We start from the raw sequence: 26744 nt of genomic DNA, 5'->3' as shown, positions 1-26744 counted from the left end.
CTACTTGCAGTTCTTGCTGGTGAACGCCCCGGTGCCGGCCGGCTGCACGTCCGCTGCGAGGCGGAAGGCGCTGCCACGCAGCAGGCCTTCGGCCTCCGTCCACGGCGCAGTGCGTTCGCGGAGTGCGATCAGCTCGCGACCCATCTCGATTGCCGCGCGCAGGTTGGCCGCCAGCGGCTTCTTTTCCTCCGGGCCCTTGCGATCGGCCTTGGCGTGGCAGTGGCTGGACTGCCCGCGATAGGTCAACAGGCGTTCGATGGGTAAGCCATCTGCAGCGTAGTCGCGCTGGACATGACTCTCCGAGTAGGAATCCTGCAGCAGATGCAGCAGGGAGCCGAATGCCATGTCGCGTATCAATGGTTCGTCGTATTCGTGGCCGAACATGAAAAGGTCGGCACCCGTCCAGTGGCGCTTCTCGGCCTGGAACCAGGGCGCCAGGCCGGCGAACTGACGTACCGGTGCCTCCACGTCCAACTGCTCCAGGCCTCCGCGCAGGGAAAGGCGGTAGCTGTACTCGGCCCAGGCCATCATGTGTTCCAGCGTGGTCGACGCCGTTTCGCTGGGCTCGCTCGCCATGGCGTGCAGGAACTGCATGTCGCCGTAGTGCGAGCGCTGCGCCATCAGTGACGCTTCGCCGTAACCGGCATCGGGATTGCGCTTGGCCTTCAGCATATGAGCCAGCCAGCAGTTTCCGTTCCGGTGCGGCATCATCACTACCTTCCCCTGGCAGGCGCCAAGGGAGGGCACATCCGGGGGATTGTCGTTCCATTGCAGCCCCATGCTGACATGGCCGCGCTCGGAATGGGCCGCGCAGGACGGTTGGCCGGGGCAGCCGTACGACATCAGCATGATGCGCTCGTGCACGGGCTCGTAGCCGCTATCCAGGATCATCTGCAACGAGACGCCGCGAACGCCAAGCTGGTCCAGCCTGGTGCGCAGATCCTTGGCTTGGGCGCGGGTCACCATCTGCAGCTCGAAGGCCGCGCAGGGCGCGCAGGCCAGGGCAGTCGCCAGAATCAGGCAGCCGGCCCGCAGTGCTGGGTGCAGCATCGTTCCCCCCCGGTTCGATACATCGCAGCGGCAGTCTGGACCTTCCGACAGGCGGTCGTCCAGTGCCCGTGACCGCAGGCTAGGATCGCAGCGCGCAGACCCCGGGGAGGGGCCTGTGCCCCATCAAGGAGAGCGCTCATGCGGCGGATTGCCGGGCTGTGCCTGATCGTGTGCGGTCTTTCGTCCTGTACCAGCGTGCCCGATGTCGCTTACTGGCCCGAGCACGAGGCCGTGCGACTCGTCGCACCGGCGCGCAGCGAGCGCATGGTGATCGAGATCGATGATGCAGGGCGGTTCCATTGGCCGGGCCAGTTCGACCGCCTGCAGCACTGGCTGGCGGAGGAGCCGGCCGAGCTGCCCGTGGTGGTATTCATCAACGGCTGGCACCACAACGCATCGCCCAACGACAGCAATTTCACCGATTTTGACCAGTTCCTTGCCAGCGTCGAGGCCAAGGCTGGAACGCCGGTGAGAGGGCTCTACGTGGGCTGGCGGGGCGATTCGATCGACACCCCGCTGGCCTGGGAGCCAAGCGACTTCCTGACCGTATGGGACCGGAAGTGCGCATCGGTAACCGTTGGTGAGGGCGGGTTGGCGCAGGTGGTGACGATGCTGCGCGAGCAGCATCCCGAGCGTACGGTCTACATGATCGGCCACAGCTTTGGCGGCTCGGCGCTGTTCCATGCGATCAAGGGCGGGCTGGCGCAGGAGCAGTTGCACGGCTTCGAGTACTTCATGCTCAACCCGGCGGTGGCCGAAGGCGAGTTCGACGCGGTCGAACAGGCGCTGGTCGCAGCGTGGGCGGCATCGCCTGCGTTCGCCGGAGCGATCTCGATCACGGCAGCAGACGCTCTGCGCCAGCATCGCAAGGTCACGGTGCTGCAGGCGCAGGGGGACAAGGCGGTGGGCTGGGGCTACCGGATCGCCTTCCGCGATACCCCGATCGGCTTTGACCGCCAGCGGCAGACCCACCGTGCCAAGGTCTGCAATACAGGGGATGCCTGTCGACCCTCGCCAGCGGATGCCTGTACCGCGACCCTGGCCGATGGTCGCTTCGTGCTGCGCGCGGTCAGTGTACCCGGCCAGGGCTGTGTGCCGATGCAGCAGCGGCCGGTATGGGTGATTGCCGGCGAGGACAGCGTCTCGGCCAACCATAACGACATCCTGAATTCGATCCAGGCCGAGGCCTTGGCCGATCTGCTGGCGCAGCGTTGGCGCCAGCGGACAGGGCGCTGAACGGCGCAGACAGGTCACGGGTTCGTCCGCGCCCGGTTTTGGGAGACAATAGGCGACTATTTGCCTGAACGACCGCTCCATGTCCCGACTGCAGTTCCAGCTCAAGACCCGCGATGGCCGTGCCCGTCGTGGCCGCCTGACCTTCCCGCGTGGCACGGTGGAAACGCCGGCTTTCATGCCGGTGGGAACGTATGGCTCGGTCAAGGGCATCCTGCCGGACCAGGTGCGTGCGCTGGGCGCCGAGATCATCCTCGGCAACACCTTCCACCTGTACCTGCGCCCGGGCCTGGACATCATCGCCGACCACGGTGGCCTGCATGGCTTCTGCCGCTGGGACGGCCCGATCCTGACCGACTCCGGCGGTTTCCAGGTGTTCTCGCTGGCCCACCGCCGCAAGATCACCGAGCAGGGCGTGACCTTTGCCTCGCCCACCGACGGTGCCCGCGTGTTCCTGGGCCCGGAGGAGAGCATGAAGATCCAGAAGGTGCTCGATTCGGACGTGGTGATGATCTTCGACGAGTGCACCCCGTACCCGGCCACCGAGGATGTTGCCCGCCGTTCGATGGAGCTGAGCCTGCGCTGGGCCCAGCGCAGCCGCAACGAGCATGACGAGCTGGGCAACGACGCAGCCCTGTTCGGCATCGTGCAGGGCGGGGTGCATACCGACCTGCGCAGCCGCTCGGCCGAGGCCCTGCAGGCGATCGGCTTCGATGGCTATGCCATCGGCGGCCTGGCCGTGGGCGAGCCGGAGCACGAGCGCAACGCCATGCTCGACCACCTGGACCCGGAGCTGCCCGGTGACCGCCCGCGCTACCTGATGGGCGTGGGCCGGCCGGAAGACCTGGTGGAAGGCGTGGCCCGCGGCGTGGATATGTTCGATTGCGTGATGCCGACCCGCAATGCGCGCAACGGCCACTATTTCACCTCGTTCGGCACCGTTCGCATCCGCAATTCCCAGTACGCGCGCGACATGGATCCGATCGAACCGGGCTGCGGCTGCGTGGCCTGCACCGGCGGCTATACCCGCTCCTACCTGCGTCACCTGGACCGCTGCAACGAGATGCTGGCGCCGATGCTGGGCACCCTGCACAACCTGTTCTATTACGAAAAACTGATGGCCGACATCCGGGCCGCGATCGAGGCGGGAACCTTCCTGGCCTTCCGCGAGTCCTTCTACGCGGCACGTGGGGCGGTGGCCCCGCCCCTGTAACTCCGGATGCCCCCTGCCGAACGGCCCAAGGACGAACGCCTGGGGCCGTGGCATACTTCAAGGCTGACCCAGATCCGCGGTCGACACCCCCGCCCCTGAAGGGACGGGAGCGCCGCCCAACCAAAGGACCAACGATGAACCTGCTTGCCTTCCTGATTCCCGCCGCCCACGCCCAGGCCGCCGGCGGCCAACCGCAGGGCATGGGCCTGACCACGCTGCTGTTCCCGATCATCCTGATCGCCATCATGTACTTCCTGATGATCCGCCCGCAGATGAAGCGGCAGAAGGAGCACAAGGCCATGCTGGAGAAGATCAAGCGTGGCGACGAAGTGCTGACCAACGGTGGCATCGCCGGCATCGTCACCGACATCGGCGACAACTTCATCACCATCGAAGTGGCCGACAACGTGCGCATCCGCGTGCAGAAGGGCGCCGTCGGCAACGTGCTGCCGGCCGGCACCCTGAAGTCGGCCCAGTAAGCCACTCCCTTTCCGATGCACAACCGCGGCGCCGGGGATGGCGCCGCGCGGGACCCAAGCAATGCTCGAATTTCCACGCTGGAAGTACGTCGTCATCCTGATCGTACTGGCGCTCAGCGCGCTGTACGCGCTGCCCAACATCTACCAGAAGGACCCGGCCATCCAGATCACCGCCAACCGTGGCGGGCAGATCGACGATGCGCTGCGCGACCGTGTGCTGGCCGACCTGAAGACGGCCGGTGTCACCACCCTCGGTGCCGAGAAGGAAGGGGAAAGCCTGATCGTCCGCCTGCCGGACCTGAAGGCGCAGTCCGCGGCCAGCGATGCGCTGCGTGACACCGTCGGTGAAAAGTACACCGTGGCCCTGAACCTGGCCTCGACCGTGCCGGACTGGCTGTCCAAGCTCGGCGGCCGCCCGATGGTGCTGGGCCTGGACCTGCAGGGTGGCGTGCACTTCGTGCTGCAGGTCGACCAGAAGGCTGCGCTGGACAAGCGCCTGGATGCCTATACCGAAGACGTGCGCAGCACCCTGCGTGACGCCCGCATCGCCTACCAGTCGGTGGAGCGCCGTGCGGACAACAGCATCGTGGCCAACCTGAGCCCGTCCGCCGGCGATGACGCCGCGCAGCGTGCCCGCGCCGCCCTGGTCAAGGCGCAGCCGACCCTCGGCTATGACGTCAGTGGCAGCCGCATCACGGTGACCGTGCCGGAAGCCGAGATCGCACAGATCGCCAACGGTGCCATCGAGCAGAACATCAATACCCTGCGCAACCGCGTCAACCAGCTCGGCGTGGCCGAGCCGATCATCCAGCGCCAGGGTGCCGACCGCGTGGTCGTGCAGCTGCCGGGCGTGCAGGACACCGCCGAAGCCAAGCGCATGATCGGCGCCACCGCCACCCTGGAATATCGCGCGGTGGTGGAAGGCAACGCACAGGACGCGATCAGCTCCGGCCGCATCCCGCCGGAAGCCAAGGTCTACCAGCGCCGTGACGGCGGCGGTCCGATCCTGCTGAACAAGCGCGTGATCGTCACCGGCGACCAGATGGTCGGCGCGCAGGCGGTGACCGACTCCAACAGCGGCTCGCCGGCGGTCAGCGTGACGCTGAACAATGTCGGCGGCCAGCGCATGTTCGACTTCACCAGCGCCAACGTGAACAAGCCGATGGCGGTGGTCTACACCGAACGCGTGCCGACCGTGACCGTCGTTGACGGCCAGGAAGTGCGTGGCTTCAAGGTCAACGAGGAAGTGATCTCGGTGGCCAACATCAACGGCGTGTTCGGCAAGAACTTCCAGACCACCGGCCTGCAGAAGAAGGAAGCCGAAGACCTGGCCAAGCTGCTGAAGTCCGGTTCGCTGGCCGCGCCGATGGACTTCGTCGAAGAGCGTGTGGTCGGCCCGAGCCTCGGTGCCGAGAATGTCAAGAACGGCATGCGCGCGGTGGTGTTCGCATTCCTGTTCACTCTGGTGTTTTTCAGCGTGTACTACCGCATGTTCGGCGTGATCACCTCGGCGGCGATGCTGTTCAACCTGCTGATCGTGGTGGCGGTGATGTCGCTGTTCGGCGCGACCATGACCCTGCCGGGCTTCGCCGGCCTGGCGTTGTCGGTTGGCCTGTCGGTGGACGCCAACGTGCTGATCAACGAGCGTATCCGTGAAGAGCTGCGTGCCGGCGTGCCGGGCAAGACCGCGATCGTGACCGGTTACGAGCGAGCCTCGGGCACCATCCTCGACGCCAACCTGACCGGCCTGATCGTCGGTGTGGCGTTGTTCGCATTCGGTACCGGTCCGCTGAAGGGCTTCGCGCTGACCATGATCATCGGTATTTTCGCCTCCATGTTCACCGCGATCACCGTGTCGCGTGCGCTGGCGACGCTGATCTACGGCCGCCGCAAGAAGCTCCAGAACGTGGCCATCTGACGGGACGACACGCACAATGAAACTGTTTCCGCTGCACATCCTCCCGAACGACACCAAGATCGACTTCATGCGTTGGCGCCATGTCGCCATGGCAGTCACCATCGTGGTGTTCCTGGCGTCGATCAGCATCATCGCGTTCAAGGGTTTCAACTACGCGCTGGACTTCACCGGCGGCACCCTGATCGAAGCCCGCTTCGACAAGCCGGTGGACGTCGAGCAGGTCCGTACCAGGCTCGAGCAGAATGGCTTTGATGGCGCCCAGGTGCAGAGTGTCGGTGGCAACACCGACCTGCTGATCCGCCTGGCTCCGCACGGGGAGCACGCCCCGGGTACCGGCGCTGCCGCCACCGAAGACAAGGCGACCGCTGCGGCTGTGGTGAAGGCGCTGTCGTCGGCCGACAACCAGGCCACGGTGTTGCGTAACGAGTTCGTGGGTCCGCAGATCGGCAAGGACCTGGCGATGAATGGCCTGTATGCCACCATCTTCATGCTGGCCGGCTTCCTGATCTACATCGCGGTGCGCTTCGAATGGAAGTTCGCGGTCACCGCCAGCATCGTGGCGATGTTCGACCTGATCGTGACGGTGGCTTACGTGTCCCTGCTGGGCCGTGAGTTCGACCTGACCGTGCTGGCCGGCCTGCTGTCGGTGATGGGCTTTGCGATCAACGACATCATCGTGGTCTTCGACCGCGTCCGCGAGAACTTCCGCAGCCTGCGCGTGGACTCGATGGAAGTGCTGAACCGTTCGATCAACCAGACGCTGTCGCGTACGGTGATCACCGCGGTGATGTTCTTCCTGTCGGCGCTGGCCCTGTACCTGTACGGCGGCAGCTCGATGGAAGGCCTGGCCGAGACGCACATGATTGGTGCGGTGATCGTGGTGCTGTCCTCGATCCTGGTGGCGGTGCCGATGCTGACGATCGGTTTCCTGCGCGTCAGCAAGCAGGACCTGCTGCCCAAGGCAAAGGACGTCGAGGCTCTGGCCCGTCGCCCGTAATCACCTGCGGCATGCAACACACAGAGAACCCCGCGCAAGCGGGGTTTTTTGTGTTGCAGGGCTGGTACGCGTCATCGCATGCGCGCTGTCGCTCCCACGCTTCGCTGCGCGAACCGTGGGCCCCACTTACCAGCTCCCAGACCCCCGCCGCTTCGCGGCCGCCCCCTGACTCAGGGGGCTCTGCCCCAGATTATTTCCTGCGGCTGTTGGTAGGTGTCGACCTTGGTCGACACATCTGTCAGATATCGAATGAATTCATCCGTGTCGACCAAGGTCGACACCTACCAGAGGCGGACGCCGTTCCGACAGGTCGCAGGAAACTGTCGAAGGCGGGGTGGGTCCGGTTGCGGGGGTGTCCGCGGCATGGATGCCGCGGCCAAGCCCCCAAGGATGGGTTTACGGCGTCCCCCGCAACCGGACCCGCCCCGCCATCCCACAGGAAACCCGCTTTTGCTCTGGCTCTGGCTTCCAGCGGGTGCAGGGTGCAACCCTGCAGAACAAACCCCACCCTACGCCAGCGTCGGTTGTGCAATCGGCCCCCGCGCACTACGATCCTGCGGTTCGCGCGCGCAGGCGCGCGCCCGTACTCCTGCTGAGCGCCACGCGCGCCGCATCTGCCAACCCGAGGTATCCATGGTCATCAAACCGCGCGTCCGCGGCTTCATCTGCGTCACCACCCACCCGACCGGCTGCGAGGCCGCGGTCAAGCAGCAGATCGATTACATCCGCGCGCGTCCGCCGATCCAGAATGGCCCCAAGCGCGTGCTGGTGATCGGCGCCTCCACCGGCTACGGCCTGGCCGCGCGCATCACCGCTGCCTTCGGCAGTGGCGCGGCGACCCTGGGCATCTTCTTCGAGCGCCCGGGCAGCGAGACCAAGCCGGGCACGGCGGGCTGGTACAACTCGGCGGCGTTCCACAAGTACGCCGACGAAGCCGGCCTGTACGCCAAGAGCATCAATGGCGATGCCTTCTCCGATGAAGTGAAGGCCAGGACCATCGAGATGATCAAGGCCGATCTCGGCCAGGTCGACCAGGTCGTCTACAGCCTGGCCGCGCCGCGCCGCAAGCATCCCAAGACCGGCGAGGTCATCAGCTCCACGCTGAAGCCGATCGGCGAGCCGATCACGCTGCGTGGCCTGGATACCGACAAGGAAGTGCTGACCGAGACCCACCTGCAGCCGGCCACCCCGGAAGAAATCGCCGGTACCGTTGCGGTGATGGGCGGTGAAGACTGGCAGATGTGGATCGACGCGCTGGCCGATGCCGGCGTGCTGGCCAACGGCTGCACCACCACCGCCTTCACCTACGTGGGCGAGGAGATCACCCAGGCCATCTACTGGAACGGTTCGATCGGCGCCGCCAAGAAGGACCTGGACAACAAGGTGCTGGGCCTGCGCGAGAAGCTGGCGAAAATCGGCGGCGACGCGCGTGTGTCGGTGCTCAAGGCCGTGGTCACCCAGGCCAGCTCGGCCATTCCGACCATGCCGCTGTACCTGTCGCTGCTGTTCAAGGTGATGAAGGAAAAGGGCACCCACGAAGGCTGCATCGAGCAGCTGGACGTGCTCTACGACATCCTCTACGGCGGCAAGGCCGACGGCGTGGCGATCGATCGCCTGCGCCACGACCTGGTCGATGGCGACGGCCATAGCGTCGCGTTGATCGATGAGGAAGGCCGCCTGCGCGCCGACTACAAGGAGATGGCCGCCGACGTGCAGGGCAAGGTCGTCGCGCTGTGGCCGCAGGTGACCAACGAGAATCTGTACGAGATCAGCGATCTGGCCGGCTACAAGGCCGACTTCCTGCGCCTGTTCGGCTTTGGCGTGGAGGGTGTGGACTACGAGGCCGACGTCAATCCGGACGTGAAGATCGACAACCTGGTCGACATGACCTGATCAACGAAAAGGCCGGCGAACGCCGGCCTTTTTTTGTTTCTGTAGAGCCGAGCCATGCTCGGCTAAGTTTTGCCTGGGCCTGGCAGCCGAGCATGGCTCGGCTCTACAGGCAGGGATCACCCGAATTCGAAGCCCATCTCCGGCAGCGCCGGGCCGACAAAATCGCCCTGCACGTAATCCACGCCGGCACTGAACAGCAGCGTCATCGAATTGGCATCGCTGACGAACTCGGCGATGGTGCGGATGCCGGCTTCCTGCGCGCGCGCGGTGATCTGGCTGATGCGGTCGATGTTCTCGCGGGTAGCCGCCAGATCACTGGTGAAGCCGCGGTCCAGCTTCAGGAACTGCGGCTGGAAGTGCGCCAGCAGCTGGAACGAATCCAGTCCCGAACCGAACTGCTCCAGGCCGATGCGGCAGCCCAGCGGCGCTACGTCGGCCAGGAACTGCTGGGCGCTGCGCAGGTGGGTGAATACCTTGGCTTCCGGCGCATGCAGCCACAGCCGTTCGCCGGGCACGCTGCGTGCCTGCAGTTCACGGCGCAGGGTGGCCACCATCTGCGGGTCGTCAAACGACTCCGGCGTCACCTTCACCAGGACCTGGGTGGCATGGCCCTCGGCTGCGCGCTGGCCCAGTACCGAAATGGCCTGGGAGACCACCCAGCGGTTGATGTCGGCCAGCAGCCCATGCTCCTCGGCAATGCCAAGGAAAGCGGTCGGACTCAACAGCTCGCCGTTGTGTTCCAGGCGCAGATAGGCCTCGTACAGTTCCAGCGGCTCGCCCTGCAGGTTCAGCACCGGCTGGTAGTGCAGCTGGAAGCCGTCGCCGGCCAGCGCCTCGCGGATGCGCGCAACCCAGCGCAGCACGCGCTCCTGCTCGACACGGTCGACCGCGGCCGGATCGAAGATGCGGCAGGTGTTGCCCAGTTCGGCCGCGGCCTGTGTGCACTCGCTGGCACGTGCCAGCACCTGGCCGATGCTGGCGATCTTCTCGCCCACCTGCACGCCGCCGATGCTGACGGTAACTGTGGCCGAGCGCGCGCCGATGCTGAACACATGCGCGGCATAGGCCTCGCGGATACGCTCGGCCAGTGCGACGGTCTGCGCGTATGGGCCGGCCTGCAGCACGGCGAAGCTGTGCTCGCCAAAGCGCGCCAGCTGTGCCTGTTCGCCCACCACCTCGGTGAGCAGGGCGGCCAGGGCGCCAATCAGCGTGTCGGCCGAGGCCAGGCCGATGTCCGGCAGCAGGCGTGCGTAATGGTCCGGCTCGATCAGCAGCAGGCCGAACTGGCCTTCGCTGCGGCCGGCCTGGGCCACCGCGCTTTCCAGCTGCAGCATGAAGGTGGGACGGTTGAGCAGGCCGGTGACCTGGTCGCGCTGGCGCAGGTCCTCGACCTCGCGCGCCAGCTCCGGATCGAACTCCATGCGGCGGCGGAGCACGACCTGGAGGCAGGATTCACCTTCGTAGGTGGCGGCGGTGAACTCCATCGTCGCCGGGAACGCGCTGCCGTCCTCGTGGCGCGCGTCGAGCTGGTACTGCGGCGGCGGCGCCTCGCCACGGCTCAGGCCCTTCAGCAGCTGCTTGAAGCCCTCCACATGCTGGGCCGCGACCATGTCCAGCAGCGAGATGCCTTCGATGTCGTCGAACTGCTCATAGCCGAACATCTCCAGGTAGGCGTCGTTGGCGCGGATGTGCATGCCTTCGTGCACATAGGCGATGGGGTCGCGCGAGGAGGCGATCAGTGCATCGCAGCGGCGCTCGGTCTCGCGCATCTGTGCCTCGATCCGGCGCAGGCCGCGGCGGGCCTGCAGATCGACCCACTGGTCGCGGACCACGGCCAGCAGGTGCTCGGCACGTTGGCGCAGGGCGAGGGCGCGGATGCCCTGGCTGCTGGCCTGCACCAGTTCGTCCTCGTCGATGCGTTCGGCCAGCAGCACCAGCGGGATGTCCTTGCCGCTGGCGGCAATGTGCTGGGCGACCAAGGGCAGCGGAATACCCTGCGACGGCGAGGCCAGGACCAGATCGATGGCCTGGCTGGCCAGCACCTGGGCCAGCTCGGCGGCATCCTGCGGGCGCCAGGGGCGCACCGCGATGCCGCTGTTGCGCAGGGTGCTGACGATGGCTTCGGCATTCTCGCCGCTGTCATCGATGATCAGCAGGCGGATGGTGATGTCGTTCGCGTTCTGCATGCACTGCTCCCCAATCTGCGAACCTAGATACACGATGCGCGGCGAACCGTCCATGCGCGGCCCCCTTGCGCGCGCCGAACGGCGAAGTGGTTCACACCACGCCGCCGGCCGCGTGGCCGCTGGCCCAGGCCCACTGGAAGTTGTATCCGCCCAGCCAGCCGGTCACATCCAGCACCTCGCCGACAAAATGCAGGCCGGGCACGCGCTTGGATTCCATCGTCGAGGACGACACTTCTGCAGTATCGACGCCCCCCAGGGTAACCTCGGCGGTGCGATAGCCTTCGGTTCCGCTGGCCACCAGCGGGAACGCGCCCAGCAGCTGCGCGGCCTGGCGCAGCACCGGCTCATCCAGCTGGCGCACCGGGCGGTCGGGCAACCAGTGTTCGCACAGGCGCTGTGCAAAGCGCTTGGGCAGCACCTCGCCCAGTACCGTGCGCAGCTCGGCAGCGGGGCGCTCGCGCTTCATCTGTCGCAGCCACTCGCCAGCATCCTGACCGGGCAGCAGGTCCAGCTCCAGCGCGTCGCCGGGTTGCCAGAACGAAGAGATCTGCAGGATCGCCGGGCCACTCACGCCACGGTGGGTCAGCAGCATGAAGTTCTGGAAACGCTTGCCGTTGCAACGTGCCTCGATCGGCAGCGCCACGCCGCTGAGGTCGGCCAACCGCTCCTGATGCGTGCCGCTGAGCGTGAGCGGCACCAGGCCGGCACGGGTCGGCAGCACCTGGTGGCCGAACTGGCGCGCGATCTCGTAGCCGAAGCCGGTGGCGCCCATGCTCGGAATCGACAGGCCGCCGGTGGCCACCACCAGCGAAGCACAATGGAACAGCCCCTGAGTGGTGTGTACGCGGAAGCCGTCACTGCCGTGCTCGATGCGCTGCACGCTGCACCCGGTGCGGATCTGCGCGCCGGCGGCCTGGCACTCATCCACCAGCATTTTCACGATCAGCTTGGACGACTCATCGCAGAACAGCTGGCCCAGCTCTTTTTCGTGATACGCGATGCCGTGCTTGTGCACCAGCTCGATGAAGTGCCAGGGCGTGTAGCGCGCCAGCGCCGATTTGCAGAAGTGCGGGTTGGCCGACAGGAAGTTGGCCGGGGTGGTGCCGGTGTTGGTGAAGTTGCAGCGGCCGCCGCCGGACATCAGGATCTTCTTGCCGACCTTGTTGGCATGGTCGATCACCTGCACCTGGCGGCCGCGCTGGCCGGCGGTGATTGCGGTCATCAGCCCGGCCGCGCCGGCGCCGATGACCACCACGTCGCAACGGATGGTGCTCATGCCTTGGCGCGCTTGCGCCAGTTCGGGATCACGTCGAGCTGCATCTGATCGTTGAGCAGCTGCACCTCGCCGTCCTGGATCAGCACACTCCAGCGCATGGCGCGCTGGATCTGCTGGCCCCACTGTTCAACGAAGGCACCGTCCAGATCGATCACCGACAGGTTGTCGAAGCGCGCCAGGCCCTTGCCCTGCTTGCTCCACCAGATCTCCGAGGCATTGCCACCGTAGTTGATCACCTGCACCTGGCGGCTGCGGTTGCTGGCCTTGCGGATGCGCGATTCGTCCGGATGGCCCAGGTCGATCCACTGCAGGATGTCGCCGGTGTAATCGTGTTCCCACAGGTCCGGCTCGTCATCGGTGCTCAGGCCGCGGCCGAACTCGAGGCGGTCGCCGGCATTGAGGGCGAAGGCCAGCAGGCGCACCATCAGGCGCTCGTCGGTTTCGGACGGGTGCTGGGCCAGCGTCAGGTTGTGGGTCGCGTAGTAGCCGCGATCCATGTCGCTGATCTGCAGTTCGGCCTTGCGTATGGTGGCGGTGAGGGCCATGGAGGATCCGTCGACTAAAGACGACAATGATAGAGGTTTGCTTGAGGGGTGTCCGTGGCCGTGCTGTGTGCGTGCCGTCGACGATGGTCCCCTTGTGCTCATTTCCAGCAGCGGAGCCGATGCGATGACGATGCCCAGCCGACTGCAGCTGCCGCCGGGGCGCTGGCCCAGCCTGCTTGACGGCCTGTGCGCGCGCTTTCCGCGCATCGACCGCGCGCAGTGGCTGGACCGCTTCGCCCGTGGCCGCGTGCAGGATGCGCAGGGCAGGGCGCTGGCGCCGGACCAGCCGTGGCAGGTCGGGCTGGAAATCCGCTACTTCCGCGAAGTGGCCGACGAAGCGGTGATTCCGCATGCCGAGCACATCCTGCATCTGGATGACGATCTGCTGGTGGCCGACAAGCCGCACTTCCTGCCGGTGACCCCGGCCGGCGGGCATGTGCGGCAGACCCTGCTGGCGCGGCTGGTGGCGCGCACCGGCAATAGGGAACTGGTGCCGCTGCACCGGCTGGATCGGCTCACCGCCGGGCTGGTGCTGTTTTCGACCCGGCCGGCCACCCGCGATGCCTATCAGCGGCTGTTTCGCGAGCGTCGTATCGAAAAGACCTATGAGGCGCTGGCACCAGCACTGCCGGGCGTGGCCTTCCCCCTGCAGCGACACAGCCGCCTGGTGCCGGGCGAGCCGTTCTTCCGCATGGCTGAAGTGCCCGGTGAGCCCAATGCGCGCAGCCGCATCGAACTGATTGAAGCCGGCGGGCCGGTCTGGCGCTATCGGCTGCTGCCGGACACCGGGCGCAAGCACCAGTTGCGCGTACATATGGCAATGCTGGGGGCGCCGATCATCGGCGATGACCTGTACCCGCACTTGCAGGCGCGGAGACAGGGGGCGGTTGAGCCCTCGCTGCAGCTGCTGGCGCAGGGGTTGGCCTTCGACGATCCGTTGAGCGGGGAGCCGCGGCGGTTCAGCAGCCAGCGCGGCCTGTGCCTGCCCGGCCAGGGCGGATAAGGCCGTTCAGCGAACCGGGCGCCGCGCCAGCCAGCGGTCCAGCTCGGCGGCGAACAGTTGCCGGTCGCGCGGCCCAAGCGGCGGCGGGCCACCGGTCTGGACCCCGGCACCGCGCAGCTCTTCCATGAAATTGCGCATCGACAGCCGCTCGGCCATGTTGTTGGGGGTGTACAGCTGGCCGCGCGGGTTCAGCGCCACCGCCTTCTTTTCCAGTACCAGGGCCGCCAGCGGGATGTCCTGGGTCACCACCAGGTCGCCGGTTGCGACCCGCTCGACGATCGCACTGTCGGCCACGTCCAGCCCCTGGGGTACCTGGATCGAGCGCAGCCAGCGCGAGGGCGGGGTGCGGATCCACTGGTTGGCGACCAGGGTCAGCTCGATCCCGACCCGTTCGGCGGCGCGGAACAGGATGTCGCGGATGACGGTAGGGCAGGCGTCCGCATCCACCCAGATACGGGGGAGGGCCGGTTCAGCGTGGGTTTCAGCTTCAGTCATTTACCCAGTGTAGGGTAGGAAAAACCTGAATGGGGACTCGGAGTTAGCCCCGGCAAGCTGCCAGCCCTTGTCACGCCTAGGGGCGGGCCTGTTGTCATGAACGTGCGGGCTATCGCTTTTTGCAGAAAACACGCGTATCGTGCGACCCACTGTGTTTGCTAGGGTCACCGTGAATCGTGGCCTGGTGCAGTTGATCTCACGATCCGCTCATCGATCCGCTTTACCAACGCCTGCAACTCAGTCTCGGCCCCGATACCCGGCGGCTGCGATTTTTTTCAACATGTGTTTCAGGAGTTAGTAAAATGTCGGAACGTCAGACCGGTACCGTCAAGTGGTTCAACGATGCCAAGGGCTTCGGCTTCATCACCCCGGAAAGCGGCCCGGACCTGTTCGTGCACTTCCGTGCCATCCAGGGCACCGGCTTCAAGACCCTGCAGGAAGGCCAGAAGGTTACCTTCATCGCCGTCCAGGGTCAGAAGGGCATGCAGGCTGATCAGGTGCAGGCGGTCTAATCCGTCTGCTACCGCTTGGTAGCCAGAACGCCGGAAGCGAAAGCTTCCGGCGTTTTTTATTGCCCGCTGTTCTGTGGAGTCGAGCCACGCTCGACTGCTCTCAAAGGCAGTCGAGCATGGCTCGACTCTACAAAGGGCATGCAGCGGGCACGGTAGGATGTGGGCCTCCCCGAGGATCATCCCCATGCGCATCGTCCACCACCTGGAAAACTCCCGCTCACTGCGTGTGCTGTGGATGCTGGAGGAGCTGGGCCTGGACTACGAGCTTCGCCGCTACCCGCGCGATCCGAAGACGTTGCTGGCGCCTCCGGCGCTGCGCACGGTGCATCCGCTGGGCAAGTCGCCGGTGTTGCAGGACGGTGAACAGGTGCTGGCAGAATCCGGTGCGATTCTTGATTACCTGGCCGACCGCTACGACACCCAGCGCCAGTTGTCGCCGCCGCCGATGCCGGCCGACGGGGCCGAACGCGTGGCCTACCGTTACTGGCTGCACTACGCCGAAGGCTCGGCGATGCCGCTGTTGCTGCTGACCCTGGTGATGGGGCGCATCCGCAGTGCGCCGATGCCATTCTTCGCACGCCCGATCGCACGCAGCATCGCCGACAAGGCCGAGCGCGGCTTCATCGGCCCGCAGCGCCGCCTGCACCTGGACTGGATGGAGCGGCGCCTGGCTGAAAGCCCGTGGTTTGCCGGCGAGCGCTTCAGCGCCGCCGATATCCAGATGAGCTTCCCGATCCAGGCTGCGGCCGCACGTGGCGGTGGCTTGGACGACAAGCCTGCATTGCGTGGTTTCCTCAAGCGCATCGGCGAGCGCCCGGCGTACCAGCGCGCCGAGGCCCACGGTGGCCACCTGCAGGCGCTCAGCGGCAATTGAGGCGGGCGGCAGTCGCCCCCATTTCAAGCCCATGGATACCGACAGCCCCCGTTTCGACAACCGCCTGCTGAGCGTACTGCCGGGCGACCCTGAATCCGGACCGCGCCGCCGTGAGGTCCGCGGTGCCGCGTGGTCGCCGGTCATGCCGACCCCGGTGGCCACGCCCACACTGCTGGCCTGGTCGCCGGAGCTGGCCGCGATGCTCGGCTTCGATGCCGATGAGGTGGCAAGCGAAGGCTTCGCCGATGTGTTCGGCGGCAATGCGCTGTACGCCGGCATGCAGCCGTGGGCGGCCAACTACGGGGGGCATCAGTTCGGCCATTGGGCCGGGCAGTTGGGCGATGGCCGCGCGATCTCGCTGGGTGAACTGCTGGCGCCGGATGGCCGTCACTGGGAACTGCAGCTGAAGGGCGCCGGCCCGACCCCGTACTCGCGTGGCGCCGATGGGCGCGCAGTGCTGCGTTCGTCGATCCGTGAGTTCCTGTGCAGCGAGGCGATGCATCACCTGGGTGTGCCGACCACGCGTGCGCTGTCGCTGGTCGGGACCGGCGAAGAGGTGGTGCGCGACATGTTCTATGACGGCCATCCGCGCGCCGAGCCTGGCGCCATCGTGTGCCGGGTGTCGCCCTCGTTCCTGCGTTTCGGCTCGTTCGAGCTGCCGGCATCGCGGGGTGAAACCGCCCTGCTGCAGCAACTGGTGGACGCCTGTATCGCTCGTGATTTTCCCCAACTCGAAGGGCAGGGCGAGGCGCTGTATGGCGACTGGTTCGCGCAGATCGCGGTGCGCACCGCCGAGATGATCGCGCACTGGATGCGCGTCGGCTTCGTGCACGGGGTGATGAACACCGACAACCTGTCCGTGCTTGGCCTCACGCTGGATTACGGCCCCTACGGCTGGGTCGAGGACTTCGATCCAGACTGGACACCGAACACCACCGACGCGCAGGGGCGGCGCTACCGCTTCGGTACCCAGCCGCAGGTGGCGTACTGGAACCTGGGGCGGCTGGCACAGGCGCTGTCACCGCTGTTCGCCGATGTGGCACCGTTGCAGGCGGGGTTGGCGGCATACCAGTCCACCTTCGTGGCCTGCACACGTCGCGATGCCGCCGCCAAGCTGGGCCTGGCCGCCGCCGACGATGGCGACCTGCAGCTCTACCAGCGTTGGCAGCAGCTGATGCAGGAGGGCGCGATGGACATGACCCTGGCCTGGCGCGCGTTGATGCGCATCGATCCGGCCGCGCCGGATCTGGCCGTGCTGGACGCGGTGTACTACGACGACGCACGCAGGCAGGCGGTGCAGGCGCCGCTGCAGCAGTGGCTGCAGGACTACGCTACGCGGCTGCGCGCCGACCCGCTGTCGGCCAGCGAACGCACCGCGAAGATGGCGGCGGCCAATCCGCTGTACGTGCTGCGCAACTGGCTGGCGCAGGAGGCCATCGACCGCGCCGAGCAGGGCGACCTTGGGGGTGTGCGGGTATTGCAGGAGGTGTTGCGCGACCCGTATACCGAACGCGCTGGGCTGGAGCATTACGCCGGTAAGCGCCCGGCCTGGGCCGACAACCGCGCCGGCTGCTCGATGCTGTCCTGCAGTTCCTGAGGGTGGGGTTCGGCAGGGCTGCGCCCTGCACCCGCAGAGGCCAGGTCAACAGCCAGAGCAAAAGCTGGATTTCGTGGTTTGGCGGGGCGGTGTCGGAACGCGGGGACGCCGCAAGTACGTCCGTGTAGGCTTGGCAGCCGCATCCATGCGGCTGACACCCCGCACTCCGACACCGCCCCACCTCCGACAGACTCCCGCTGCTGTGGGTAGGTGTCGACCTTGGTCGACACGGTAGATCCACGCCATGCGTGGATGCTCTTCGTTCAATTCTCGAAATATTCGATTTCGATGGAGATTCATCCACGCATGGCGTGGATCTACGACAGATCGCAGGAAACTGTCGAAGGCGGGGTGGGTCCGGTGGCGGGAGTGTCCGCGGCATGGATGCCGCGGCCAAGTCCCCATGGACGGGTTTACGGCGTCTCCCGCCATCGGACCCACCCCGCCATCCCACAGGAAACCAGCTTCTGCCGTTGCCGTTGCCGTTGCTTGAAGCCTCAGCAGGTGCCGGGCGCAGCCCGGCCGAACACCCCCAACAGGCAGGCGGCGCCCGGAACGGGTACCCTATGCCGCCATCAGATAGCCAACCTGACATGACCGACGCCATCGTCGCTCCGCAGTGGGCCTCGCGCCTGCGCGACATCGCCGACTTCCCCAAGCCCGGCATCCTGTTCAAGGACATCATGCCGCTGCTCGCTCACGGCGAGGACTTCCGCGGCGCGATCAGCGCGATGGCCGACCGTTGGCGCGACCAGAAGCTGGACGCGGTGGTGGGCATCGAATCGCGCGGTTTCATCCTCGGTGCCGCAATGGCACTGGAACTGGGCGTGGGCTTCGTGCCGGTGCGCAAGCCGGGCAAACTGCCGGGCCAGGTGCTGCGCGAGGAATACACGCTGGAATACCGCAGCGACTGCATCGAAGTGCACGCCGATGCGCTGCCGGCCGGTGCGCGCGTGGCGATCATCGACGACGTGCTGGCCACCGGCGGCACGCTGGGCGCCGCGCTGTCGCTGGTGCGCCGCCTGGGCGTTGAGGTGGTCGGCGCCGGTGTACTGGTCGAGCTGGATGGCCTGGGTGGCCGTGCGCGCTGGGAAGCGGGCCTGCCGCTGCACACCGAACTGGTGTTCTGAGTCTGTCGCCGGGCGTGGCCCGGCGCTACACACCGCATGCAGGTAGCGCCGGGCCATGCCCGGCGACCACCTTGCCGATCACATCATCCTCACGCGGAAGCGACGGCCCTTGATCTTGCCGGCTTCCAGCTTGGCCACGGCCTTGTTGGCCTGCTCGCGGGCGATTGCCACGTAGGATCGAGTCGGGAAGATCGCGATCTTGCCGATGAACTTGCTCGACAGGCCGGCGTCGCCGGTCAGTGCGCCGAGGATGTCACCCGGGCGCAGCTTGTCGGTCTTGCCACCGTCGATGCGCAGCGTACGCATCACCGCCTGCGGCAGCTCGGCCGGGCGCGAGGTCGCCAGTGGCGTCTTCTGCCAGTCCAGCGGCTGCCCCATCTGCGCTTCGATCGCTTCGGCACGGGTCTTTTCGCGGCCGGCCACCAGGCTGATCGCCAGGCCGCTGGCGCCGGCACGGCCGGTGCGGCCCACGCGGTGCTGGTAGCTCTCCACGTCGGTCGGCAGCTCGTAGTTGATCACCGCCGCCAGTTCTTCCACGTCAAGGCCGCGCGCGGCCACGTCGCTGGCCACCAGCACGTTGCAGCTGCGGTTGGCCAGCAGCAGCAACACTTCCTCGCGGTCGCGCTGCTCCATGTCGCCATGCAGGGCCAGCGCCGAGAAGCCAAACTGCTGCAGCGAATTGGCAACCTCGTCCACGTCCTTGCGGGTATTGCAGAACACCACCGCCGATTCCGGCGTGTACTTCAGCAGCAGGCCGGCCAGCGCCTTCTGCCGGTGTGCCGGTTCCACTTCGCAGAACATATGGCGGATCGCCGGTGCCTGGTCGGCGCCTTCCACGGTCACTTCCACCGCCTCGCGCAGCAGGTCACGCGCCATGGCGCGGATGCTGTCGGGAAAGGTGGCCGAGAACAGCAGGCTCTGGCGGTCCTTGTGGGTGCGGCCGGCAATCTCGCGGATCGGCTCCTCGAAGCCCATGTCGAGCATGCGGTCGGCTTCGTCCAGCACCAGTGTGCGCACCGCGCCCAGGTTCAGCGCGCGCTTGCGTGCCAGCTCCTGCACGCGGCCGGGCGTGCCCACCACCACATGCGGGTCGTGGCCTTCCAGCGAGGCCAGCTGCGGACCCAGCGGCACGCCACCGACCAGCAGCAACAGCTTCAGGTTCGGAATGCCGGTAGCCAGCTTGCGGATCTGCTTGCCGACCTGGTCGGCCAACTCACGGGTCGGGCACAGCACCAGCGCCTGCACGCGGATCAGGCTGGGGTCGATGGACTGCAGCAGGCCCAGGCCGAAGGCGGCGGTCTTGCCGCTGCCGGTGGGGGCTTGTGCGATCACATCGCGGCCATCGAGGATGGCCGGCAGGCTCTGCGCCTGCACAGGGGTGAGGGTGGTGTAGCCGAGGGCATCCAGGCCGGGCTGCAGGGCCGGGCTCAGCGGCAGGGTCGAGAAGTCAGTCATGCCGCATTGTACCTGCCCGCGCGGCCGGTCCCGTCCAATGGGACGGGGTCGGATCCCTTTCCGCAGGAAAGGGCTCTTACCCCCAACTGGAGCCGCCATCCACTGGTGGGTGCCGACCGTTGGTCGGCACTGCCCTCAGCCCAGCACCGCCAGCACGCCCTGATGAATCGCCAGGCCACCGAACAACAGCCAGGCAAACAGGATCGACGCCAGCAGCAGCGGCTTCAGGCCGGCCTGGCGCAGCGCCGAGACGTGGGTGGTCAGGCCCAGCGCGGCCATCGCCATCGCCAGCAGCACCGTGTCCAGCTGCACCAGCCCGGCCTGCAGGCCAGCCGGCAGCAGATGCAGCGAGTTGAAACCGGCCACCGCCACGAAACCGAACGCGAACCACGGCACCACGATGCGTGCCTTGCCGCCGTCGGTGCTGGGCTTGCCGCCCCGCGCCAGCCACAGCGACAGCGCGACCAGGAACGGTGCCAGCAGCATCACCCGCACCATCTTGGTGATCACTGCGGTATCAGCCGCCGCTTCGTTGACCGCACGGCCGGCCGCCACCACCTGCGCCACTTCATGCACCGTCGCACCGGTGAACAGGCCGTACTGCCGTGCGTCCATCGCCAGCCAGCCGTGCGATTGCACCAGCGCATACAGCGCCGGGTACAGGAACATCGCCAGCGTGCCGAACACCACCACCGTCGACACGGCCACCGTGACCTGTGCCGCGCGGCCGCGCACCACTGGTTCAGCGGCCATCACCGCCGCCGCGCCGCAGATCGCGCTGCCGGCACCGATCAGCATCGCGGCCTCGCGTTCCATCCGGAACACGCGTACGCCCAGCCAGCAGGCCAGGCCGAAGGTGCTGGCGACCACCAGTACGTCCATCAACACACCGGCCACGCCGACATGGCCGATGTCCTGGAAGGTCAGGCGCAGGCCGTACAGCACGATGCCGGCGCGCAGCAGCCAATGCTTGGAGAACCCGATGCCGGCCGCACTGCTTGGCGCCAACCGCGGATAGACGGTATTGCCAACCACGATGCCGGCCACGATCGCCACGGTCAGCGCGCTCAGGCCATGTGCCTGCAACCAGGGCAGCTCGGCCAGGTACAGCGACGCGGCCGCCACCAGGCCGACCAGCAGCAGGCCGGGCAGGCGCAGCTGCCAGCGTTGGCGCAGGGCGGGCAGGGACCAGGGTGACAGGGCAGGGGCGTTCATGGCGAGGGCAGGGCTGAAATGACGGTGCAAGCGTGCGCCTGCACCGTTGACCTGTAAAACGAATAATATGGGTGAAACCTACCTATCAAGCGGGTAATTACCATGCGCCTGACCTTGCGCCAGCTGCAGGTGTTCGTCGCCATCGCTGACCACGGCAGCACCACCGCTGCGGGCCAGGCCATCGCGCTCTCGCAGTCGGCCAGCAGCGCTGCCCTGCAGGAACTGGAGGCACACTTCGGCACGCCGCTGTTCGACCGCATCGGCCGTCGCCTGGCCCTGAACGGGCACGGCCGCGCGCTGCTGGAGCCGGCGCGTACGCTGCTGGTCAACGCTGCCGACCTCGAACGGCAGCTGGCTGCGGGCGGCGACCCGGCCCAGGGCGCCCCCCTGCGGCTGGTACTGGCCGCCAGTACCACCATCGGCAACTACCTGTTGCCGCCGCGCATCGCCGAGCTGCTGCGCCAGGCACCGCAGGCCGAGGTCGATCTGCGCATCGACAACAGCGCCGGCGTGGTCGCCGCCGTGCAGCGCCTGGATGTGGACGCCGGGCTGATCGAAGGCCCCTGCCACGAGCGCGGCCTGCAGGTGACCGCCTGGCAGCAGGACCCGCTGGTGATCGTGGCTGCCGCCGATGCCCCGGCGCGCTGGTCGCTGGAGCAGCTGCGCGGCGCACGTTGGCTGCTGCGTGAGCCCGGCTCGGGCACCCGCGAGGCGGTGGAGCAGGCGTTGCTGCCGCATCTGCGTGGCTTCGCCCAGACGCTGCAGCTGGGCAATACCGAAGCGATCAAGCAGGCCGCCATCGCCGGCCTCGGCCTGGCCTGCCTCTCGCGCCATGCGCTGGAAGAGCCGCTGGCCCTGGGCCGCCTGCGCGTGCTCGAGACCCCGCTACCGCCCCTGCAGCGCACGCTCTGGCTGGTACGCCACCCGGGCAAGCAATGGTTGCCGGGCCTGCAGGCGTTGTTGGGGGACGTGGGGTAATTCATCAGATTCCCATGTGTCGACCGAGGTCGACACCCACCAGAGCAGAATGCCGTTCCGACAGATCGCGGGAAACTGTCAGGGGCGGGGCGGTGTGGGTCTGCAGGACCGTTGGCGCCATGGATGGCGCCATCGAGCCCCCATGGATGGGTTTACGGCGTGTCCTGCAGACCCACACCGCCTCGCCATCCCACACGGAACCTGCGTTTGATGTTGCCGTTGAGGTGGCCGGCCAGCGGCCGGCACTACCGCGGGTGCCGGGTGCAACCCGGCCGAGGCCCCCAACCCGTACAATATCCGGATGCCTCTGATTACCCTACAGAACGTCGACTTCAGCGTTGGCGGCCCGTTGTTGCTGGAAAAGGCCGAACTGTCGATCGAGCCGGGCGAACGCATCGCCCTGATCGGCCGCAACGGCGCCGGCAAATCCACCCTGCTCAAGCTGCTGTCCGGCGACCACAAGCCCGATGACGGCGAAGTGCGCGTGCAGCAGGGCGTGCGCGTCACCCGCCTGGAGCAGGAGGTGCCGCACGGCGCCGCCGGTTCGGTGTTCGACGTCGTCGCCGACGGCCTGGGCGAACTGGGCCAGTGGCTGGCCGAATTCCATCACCTCAGCCACGCCGAGGAATTCGACGGCGAAGCGCTGGGCAACGTGCAGGCCAAGATCGACGCCGCCAACGGCTGGGGCCTGGACCAGCGCGTCAGCGAAACCCTGACCAAGCTCGACCTGGACGGCGAGGCCGAGTTCGGCCGCCTGTCCGGCGGCATGAAGCGCCGCGTGCTGCTGGCCCGCGCGCTGGTATCCAGCCCGGACGTGTTGCTGCTGGACGAACCGACCAACCACCTCGACATCGAAGCCATCGACTGGCTCGAAGCGTTCCTGAAGGGCTGGAGCGGCAGCGTGGTGTTCGTCACCCATGACCGCCGCTTCCTGCGTGCGCTGGCCACCCGCATCGTTGAGATCGATCGCGGCCAGGTCACCAGCTGGCCGGGCGACTGGGCCAACTACGAGCGCCGCCGCGAGGAACGCCTGAACGCGCAGGCGCAGGAAAACGCCCGCTTCGACAAGCTGCTTGCGCAGGAAGAAGTCTGGATCCGGCAGGGCATCAAGGCGCGCCGCACCCGCGACGAGGGCCGCGTGCGCCGACTGAAGGCGATGCGCGTGGAGCGGTCGCAGCGCCGCGACCTCAGCGGCAACGTCAAGATGGAAGCCGCGCAGGGCGTCAGCTCCGGCAAGAAAGTGATCGACGTCAAGGACATTTCGTTCGCCTTCGGCGAGCGCACCATGGTCCGCGACTTCACCACCACCATCCTGCGTGGCGACCGCATCGGCCTGATCGGCCCCAATGGCAGTGGCAAGACCACGCTGCTGAAGCTGCTGCTGGGCGAACTGCAGCCGGCCAAGGGCGAAGTCAACGCCGGCACCAATCTGCAGATCGCCTATTTCGATCAGTATCGTGCGGTGCTGCGCGAGGACTGGAGCGCGATCGAGAATGTGGCCGAAGGCCGCGATTTCCTCGAGTTCAACGGCAAGCGCAAGCACGTGCATGCCTACCTGCAGGACTTCATGTTCACCCCGGAACGCGCGCGCGCGCCGATCACCCGCCTGTCCGGTGGTGAGCGCAACCGACTGCTGCTGGCCAAGCTGTTCGCACAGCCGTCCAACCTGCTGGTGATGGACGAACCGACCAACGATCTGGACGTGGAAACCCTGGAGCTGCTGGAAGAGCTGCTGGGCGAATACACCGGCACGCTGCTGCTGGTCAGCCATGACCGTGACTTCATCGACAACGTGGTGACCTCCACGCTGGTGATGGAAGGCGACGGCGTGATCGGCGAGTACGTGGGCGGTTACAGCGACTGGCAGCGCTATGCGGCCAGTGTGGTGCCGGCGCCGACGGTAGTGGCTGCGGCCAAGCCGGCGGCGGCCGCACCGGTTGCTGCAGGGGCCGCGCCTGCCGCGCCCAAGCGCAAGCTGGCCTACAAGGAAGCGCGCGAGCTGGAGCAGCTGCCGAAGACCATCGAGAAGCTGGAAGGTGATGTCGAAGGATTGACCTCGGCGATGAACGACCCATCGTTCTACACCCGCAGCAGCGCCGAAGTGACCGCGCACACCCAGCAGCTGGCCAAGGTGCAGGCCGAGCTGGATGCCGCCTACGCGCGCTGGGAAGAGCTGGAAGGCTGAGCGCTGGTCGGCGCCAGCGGCGAGCCTATTGATGTAGAGCCGAGCCCATGCTCGGCTCATCGCGACCTGGCCGGAGAGCAGCCAAGCGTAGGCTCGGCTCTACCGAGGTTGCCAGCAGGCGCTGTAGAGCCGAGCCCATGCTCGGCTGGTAGTTCCAGGCCATGCGTGGATATCCGGATCCGTGCGGACCAACGGTCCGCACCCACCCATCATCGGTCCGCACCCACCGGGGGCGTCATTTGACCCCGTGCAGATCCCGCAGCTGGCTCGGGCGGCTGCCGAAATACGCGGCCAGATCGGCGATGTCCTGATCACTCAGGTCCTTCGCCTGTGGCGTCATCAGCATGTGCTGGCGGTCACCGGCGCGGTAGGCCTGCAGGGCGTGCGCCAGGTAGTCACCGTACTGCCCACCCAGCTTTGGGTAGGTCGGGTCGATCGGCGCGTTGCCGTCGGCGCCGTGGCAATCGATGCAGCTCTGGTTGGTGGCCTTGCCCTTCACCTTGGCACGGGCTTCGCCGGCGGCCTCGCGGCCGGCAGGCAGGCCGGCCGATGAAGAAGAGCCATGTTCGCCGCTGGCATGGCCCGGGTCGGCGGCGGATTTCTCGCTGTTTTCCACCTGCGACTGCGAACAGGCGGCCAGCAGCAGGGCAACGGACAGGGCGATGGCATGACGCATCGGATGCGCGGCTTTCGACATGGGCGGGCCTTACTTGACGGTGGACAGGTAAACAGAGAGATCGGCGATCTCCTGTTCGCTGAAACTCATCGACTGCGCCTGCATCGTCGGATGCCGGCGCTTGCCCTGGCGGTACTCGGTCAGGGCCTGGGCCAGGTACTGCTGGGTCTGGCCGCCGATCTTCGGCACCCGGTAACTGGGGTAGGCGTTCTTGTAGCCGGTGATGCCGTGGCACCCCTGGCAGGTGTAAGCCAGCACGCGGCCATTGTCGAAATTGCCGGTGGGGGCGGTGGCCGGTGGCGCAGCGGCGGGAGCCGCGGCCGGAGCGGGTGTGGCAGGAGCAGGAGCAGGAGCAGGAGCGGGCTGTGCGGCGGCCCCAAGGGGCAGGAGGACGGCCAGAGCGAGACAAGCGGCGAGCGGCTGCGGGCGCATGGTGTCGTTTCCGGGGATTCGGGTCTGGTCGTTCCGGCGTGGGGTACGGAACGACCCGAGTATAGCCTCAGGTTTCATCTAGCTGAAATGGGGTCGCGCCGACCAGCGGCGTGAAGACACCATGACCTTTGGGATATGGTGTTGCCGTGAAGTGGTGCATTACTTTGCTACCACACCTGCCCACGCATCCTCCAGGGATCTGACGATGTCGCACCCAACCTTCCTGTCCGGCCGCCGCAGCGGAATCTGCGCTGCCGCACTGCTGATCTCCACCTCCCTGCTGCTGGGCGGTTGCGCCGCAGGGCCCAATTCCGAAGCCAAGGCCGCCGAAAGCAAAGACGAGAAGAAGGTCGATGCGGTGCCGGTGGAAGTGGCCGTGGCCAGCCATCGCGCGGTTGCGGCCAGCTACACCGGTACCGCCGCACTGGAGCCGCGCGCCGAATCGCAGGTGGTCGCCAAGACCTCCGGCGTGGCGCTGGCGGTGCTGGTGGAGGAGGGCCAGCGGGTCAGCGCCGGCCAGCCGCTGGTGCGCCTGGACCCGGACCGCGCACGCCTGGCCGTGGCGCAGAGCGAGGCGCAGATGCGCAAGCTGGAAAACGACTATCAGCGTGCACAGAAACTGGTTGTGCAGCAGCTGGTCAGTGCGGCCAGCGTCGACCAGCTGCGCTATGACCTGGAAAACGTCCGCGCGCAGTACCGCCTGGCCACGCTGGAACTGTCCTACACCACGGTGGTGGCGCCGATTTCCGGCGTGATCGCGTCGCGTTCGATCAAGACCGGCAACTTCGTGCAGATCAACACGCCGATCTTCCGCATCGTCGACAACTCGCGGCTGGAAGCCACGCTCAACGTGCCCGAGCGCGAACTGGCCACCCTGCGCGCCGGCCAGCCGGTGACGCTGGCGGCCGACGCACTGCCCGGGCAGAGCTTCACCGGCACCGTCGATCGCATCGCACCGGTGGTCGATTCGGGCAGCGGCACGTTTCGCGTGGTCAGCGCCTTCGACGGCGCTGCGCATGCGTTGCAGCCGGGCATGTTCGGGCGCATCCGCATCGATTACGACCAGCGCGCAGATGCCCTGGTGGTGCCACGCCTGGCACTGCTCGACGACGGCGAACCTGCCGTGTTCCGGGTGCGCGCAGGCAAGGTCGCACGCGTTGCGGTCAAGCTGGGTTACGCCGAAGGGCCGTGGGTGGAGATCCGTGAGGGCCTGGCGGCCGGTGATCAGGTGGTCACCGCCGGCAAGGTCGCGCTGCGCGATGGCACCACGGTGCAGGTGATCGCTGATCCGAAGGCGAAGACGGTGGCAGCGGCAGGTACGCCGGCGGCCAAGCAGGCAGACAAGGCCGGGAGCACGCAATGACCACCCCGGGCCACGACCACGGTGCCTCGCCGGCGAGCG

23 protein-coding genes are annotated in these 26744 nt (G+C 67.0%); 14 read left to right on the top strand and 9 right to left on the bottom strand.

The features are described 5' to 3' along the window. Positions 1-966, bottom strand: coding sequence for a hypothetical protein (locus tag AC5YGJ_RS05975; RefSeq protein WP_496186054.1), 966 nt, complete (start codon positions 964-966; stop codon positions 1-3). Between the two features lie 222 nt (positions 967-1188). Between AC5YGJ_RS05975 and AC5YGJ_RS05970 the strand changes: the two genes are divergently transcribed. The 6 genes from AC5YGJ_RS05970 to fabV all read left to right on the top strand — a co-directional run bounded on the left by AC5YGJ_RS05970 (position 1189) and on the right by fabV (position 8783). Beyond that, positions 1189-2286, top strand: a complete 1098-nt coding sequence (locus tag AC5YGJ_RS05970; RefSeq protein ID WP_496186053.1) for an alpha/beta hydrolase — start codon at positions 1189-1191, stop codon at positions 2284-2286. Positions 2287-2365: 79 nt separating this feature from the next. Next, positions 2366-3496, top strand: a complete 1131-nt coding sequence (tgt, locus tag AC5YGJ_RS05965) for a tRNA guanosine(34) transglycosylase Tgt (protein ID WP_496186052.1) — start codon at positions 2366-2368, stop codon at positions 3494-3496. Between the two features lie 134 nt (positions 3497-3630). Then, positions 3631-3975 (top strand): preprotein translocase subunit YajC, encoded by a 345-nt coding sequence (gene yajC, locus AC5YGJ_RS05960; protein ID WP_006434333.1) that lies wholly within the window; start codon positions 3631-3633, stop codon positions 3973-3975. Between the two features lie 61 nt (positions 3976-4036). Further along, entirely contained in the window at positions 4037-5893 is a 1857-nt protein-coding gene (gene secD, locus AC5YGJ_RS05955) for a protein translocase subunit SecD (RefSeq protein WP_249844288.1), read from the top strand. Between the two features lie 16 nt (positions 5894-5909). Continuing rightward, positions 5910-6890: a protein translocase subunit SecF gene (gene secF / locus AC5YGJ_RS05950; protein ID WP_496186051.1), complete on the top strand. Its 981-nt coding sequence runs from the start codon at positions 5910-5912 to the stop codon at positions 6888-6890. Positions 6891-7523: 633 nt separating this feature from the next. Beyond that, positions 7524-8783, top strand: coding sequence for an enoyl-ACP reductase FabV (gene fabV / locus AC5YGJ_RS05945; RefSeq protein WP_309333919.1), 1260 nt, complete (start codon positions 7524-7526; stop codon positions 8781-8783). Between the two features lie 116 nt (positions 8784-8899). Here fabV and AC5YGJ_RS05940 read toward each other — a convergent pair whose 3' ends face one another. The 3 genes from AC5YGJ_RS05940 to AC5YGJ_RS05930 form a co-directional block, all read right to left on the bottom strand. Then, positions 8900-10969, bottom strand: coding sequence for an EAL domain-containing response regulator (locus AC5YGJ_RS05940; RefSeq protein WP_496186050.1), 2070 nt, complete (start codon positions 10967-10969; stop codon positions 8900-8902). A 91-nt stretch (positions 10970-11060) separates the two neighbouring features. Continuing rightward, on the bottom strand, positions 11061-12245 hold the full coding sequence (locus AC5YGJ_RS05935) for a BaiN/RdsA family NAD(P)/FAD-dependent oxidoreductase (RefSeq protein WP_107232700.1): 1185 nt from the start codon (positions 12243-12245) through the stop codon (positions 11061-11063). Beyond that, complete coding sequence (locus AC5YGJ_RS05930) at positions 12242-12790, bottom strand: YaeQ family protein (protein WP_249844283.1); 549 nt, start codon at positions 12788-12790, stop codon at positions 12242-12244. The genes AC5YGJ_RS05935 and AC5YGJ_RS05930 overlap by 4 nt, the downstream gene beginning before the upstream one ends. 124 nt (positions 12791-12914) lie before the next feature. Here AC5YGJ_RS05930 and AC5YGJ_RS05925 point away from each other — a divergent pair, with 124 nt between their 5' ends. Then, complete coding sequence (locus tag AC5YGJ_RS05925; RefSeq protein ID WP_496186049.1) at positions 12915-13793, top strand: pseudouridine synthase; 879 nt, start codon at positions 12915-12917, stop codon at positions 13791-13793. A 6-nt stretch (positions 13794-13799) separates the two neighbouring features. Here AC5YGJ_RS05925 and AC5YGJ_RS05920 read toward each other — a convergent pair whose 3' ends face one another. Next, positions 13800-14288: a YaiI/YqxD family protein gene (locus AC5YGJ_RS05920; RefSeq protein ID WP_496186048.1), complete on the bottom strand. Its 489-nt coding sequence runs from the start codon at positions 14286-14288 to the stop codon at positions 13800-13802. 302 nt (positions 14289-14590) lie between these two features. On the opposite strand from AC5YGJ_RS05920, the gene AC5YGJ_RS05915 reads away from it, so the two are divergent. From AC5YGJ_RS05915 to AC5YGJ_RS05900, 4 genes are all read left to right on the top strand, one after another. Further along, complete coding sequence (locus AC5YGJ_RS05915) at positions 14591-14800, top strand: cold-shock protein (protein WP_005416210.1); 210 nt, start codon at positions 14591-14593, stop codon at positions 14798-14800. A 184-nt stretch (positions 14801-14984) separates the two neighbouring features. Beyond that, positions 14985-15674: a glutathione S-transferase family protein gene (locus AC5YGJ_RS05910; RefSeq protein ID WP_496186047.1), complete on the top strand. Its 690-nt coding sequence runs from the start codon at positions 14985-14987 to the stop codon at positions 15672-15674. Between the two features lie 31 nt (positions 15675-15705). Next, positions 15706-17271, top strand: a complete 1566-nt coding sequence (locus AC5YGJ_RS05905; RefSeq protein WP_309333882.1) for a protein adenylyltransferase SelO — start codon at positions 15706-15708, stop codon at positions 17269-17271. A 593-nt stretch (positions 17272-17864) separates the two neighbouring features. Next, positions 17865-18401 carry an adenine phosphoribosyltransferase gene (locus tag AC5YGJ_RS05900; RefSeq protein WP_107232694.1) on the top strand — a complete coding sequence of 179 codons (537 nt, stop codon included), beginning with the start codon at positions 17865-17867 and terminating at the stop codon, positions 18399-18401. A gap of 78 nt (positions 18402-18479) precedes the next feature. On the opposite strand, the gene dbpA is transcribed toward AC5YGJ_RS05900, so the two are convergent. Together dbpA and AC5YGJ_RS05890 are read right to left on the bottom strand one after the other, a co-directional pair. After that, positions 18480-19856 (bottom strand): ATP-dependent RNA helicase DbpA, encoded by a 1377-nt coding sequence (gene dbpA, locus AC5YGJ_RS05895; RefSeq protein WP_496186046.1) that lies wholly within the window; start codon positions 19854-19856, stop codon positions 18480-18482. Between the two features lie 135 nt (positions 19857-19991). Further along, on the bottom strand, positions 19992-21071 hold the full coding sequence (locus AC5YGJ_RS05890; protein WP_496186045.1) for a YeiH family protein: 1080 nt from the start codon (positions 21069-21071) through the stop codon (positions 19992-19994). Between the two features lie 102 nt (positions 21072-21173). Between AC5YGJ_RS05890 and AC5YGJ_RS05885 the strand changes: the two genes are divergently transcribed. After that, on the top strand, positions 21174-22049 hold the full coding sequence (locus tag AC5YGJ_RS05885; RefSeq protein ID WP_496186044.1) for a LysR family transcriptional regulator: 876 nt from the start codon (positions 21174-21176) through the stop codon (positions 22047-22049). A 301-nt stretch (positions 22050-22350) separates the two neighbouring features. After that, positions 22351-24234: an ATP-binding cassette domain-containing protein gene (locus AC5YGJ_RS05880; RefSeq protein ID WP_309340163.1), complete on the top strand. Its 1884-nt coding sequence runs from the start codon at positions 22351-22353 to the stop codon at positions 24232-24234. Positions 24235-24469: 235 nt separating this feature from the next. On the opposite strand, the gene AC5YGJ_RS05875 is transcribed toward AC5YGJ_RS05880, so the two are convergent. Next, complete coding sequence (locus AC5YGJ_RS05875; RefSeq protein WP_019661289.1) at positions 24470-24931, bottom strand: c-type cytochrome; 462 nt, start codon at positions 24929-24931, stop codon at positions 24470-24472. Positions 24932-24940: 9 nt separating this feature from the next. Further along, on the bottom strand, positions 24941-25342 hold the full coding sequence (locus AC5YGJ_RS05870) for a c-type cytochrome (protein ID WP_496186043.1): 402 nt from the start codon (positions 25340-25342) through the stop codon (positions 24941-24943). Between the two features lie 205 nt (positions 25343-25547). Between AC5YGJ_RS05870 and AC5YGJ_RS05865 the strand changes: the two genes are divergently transcribed. Beyond that, positions 25548-26705, top strand: coding sequence for an efflux RND transporter periplasmic adaptor subunit (locus AC5YGJ_RS05865; RefSeq protein WP_309340167.1), 1158 nt, complete (start codon positions 25548-25550; stop codon positions 26703-26705). The last annotated feature ends 39 nt before the right edge of the window (positions 26706-26744 follow it).

The sequence above is a fragment of the Stenotrophomonas sp. CS3K5 genome (genome assembly GCF_059515225.1).
This window is presented reverse-complemented; position numbering and strand designations above follow the sequence as displayed.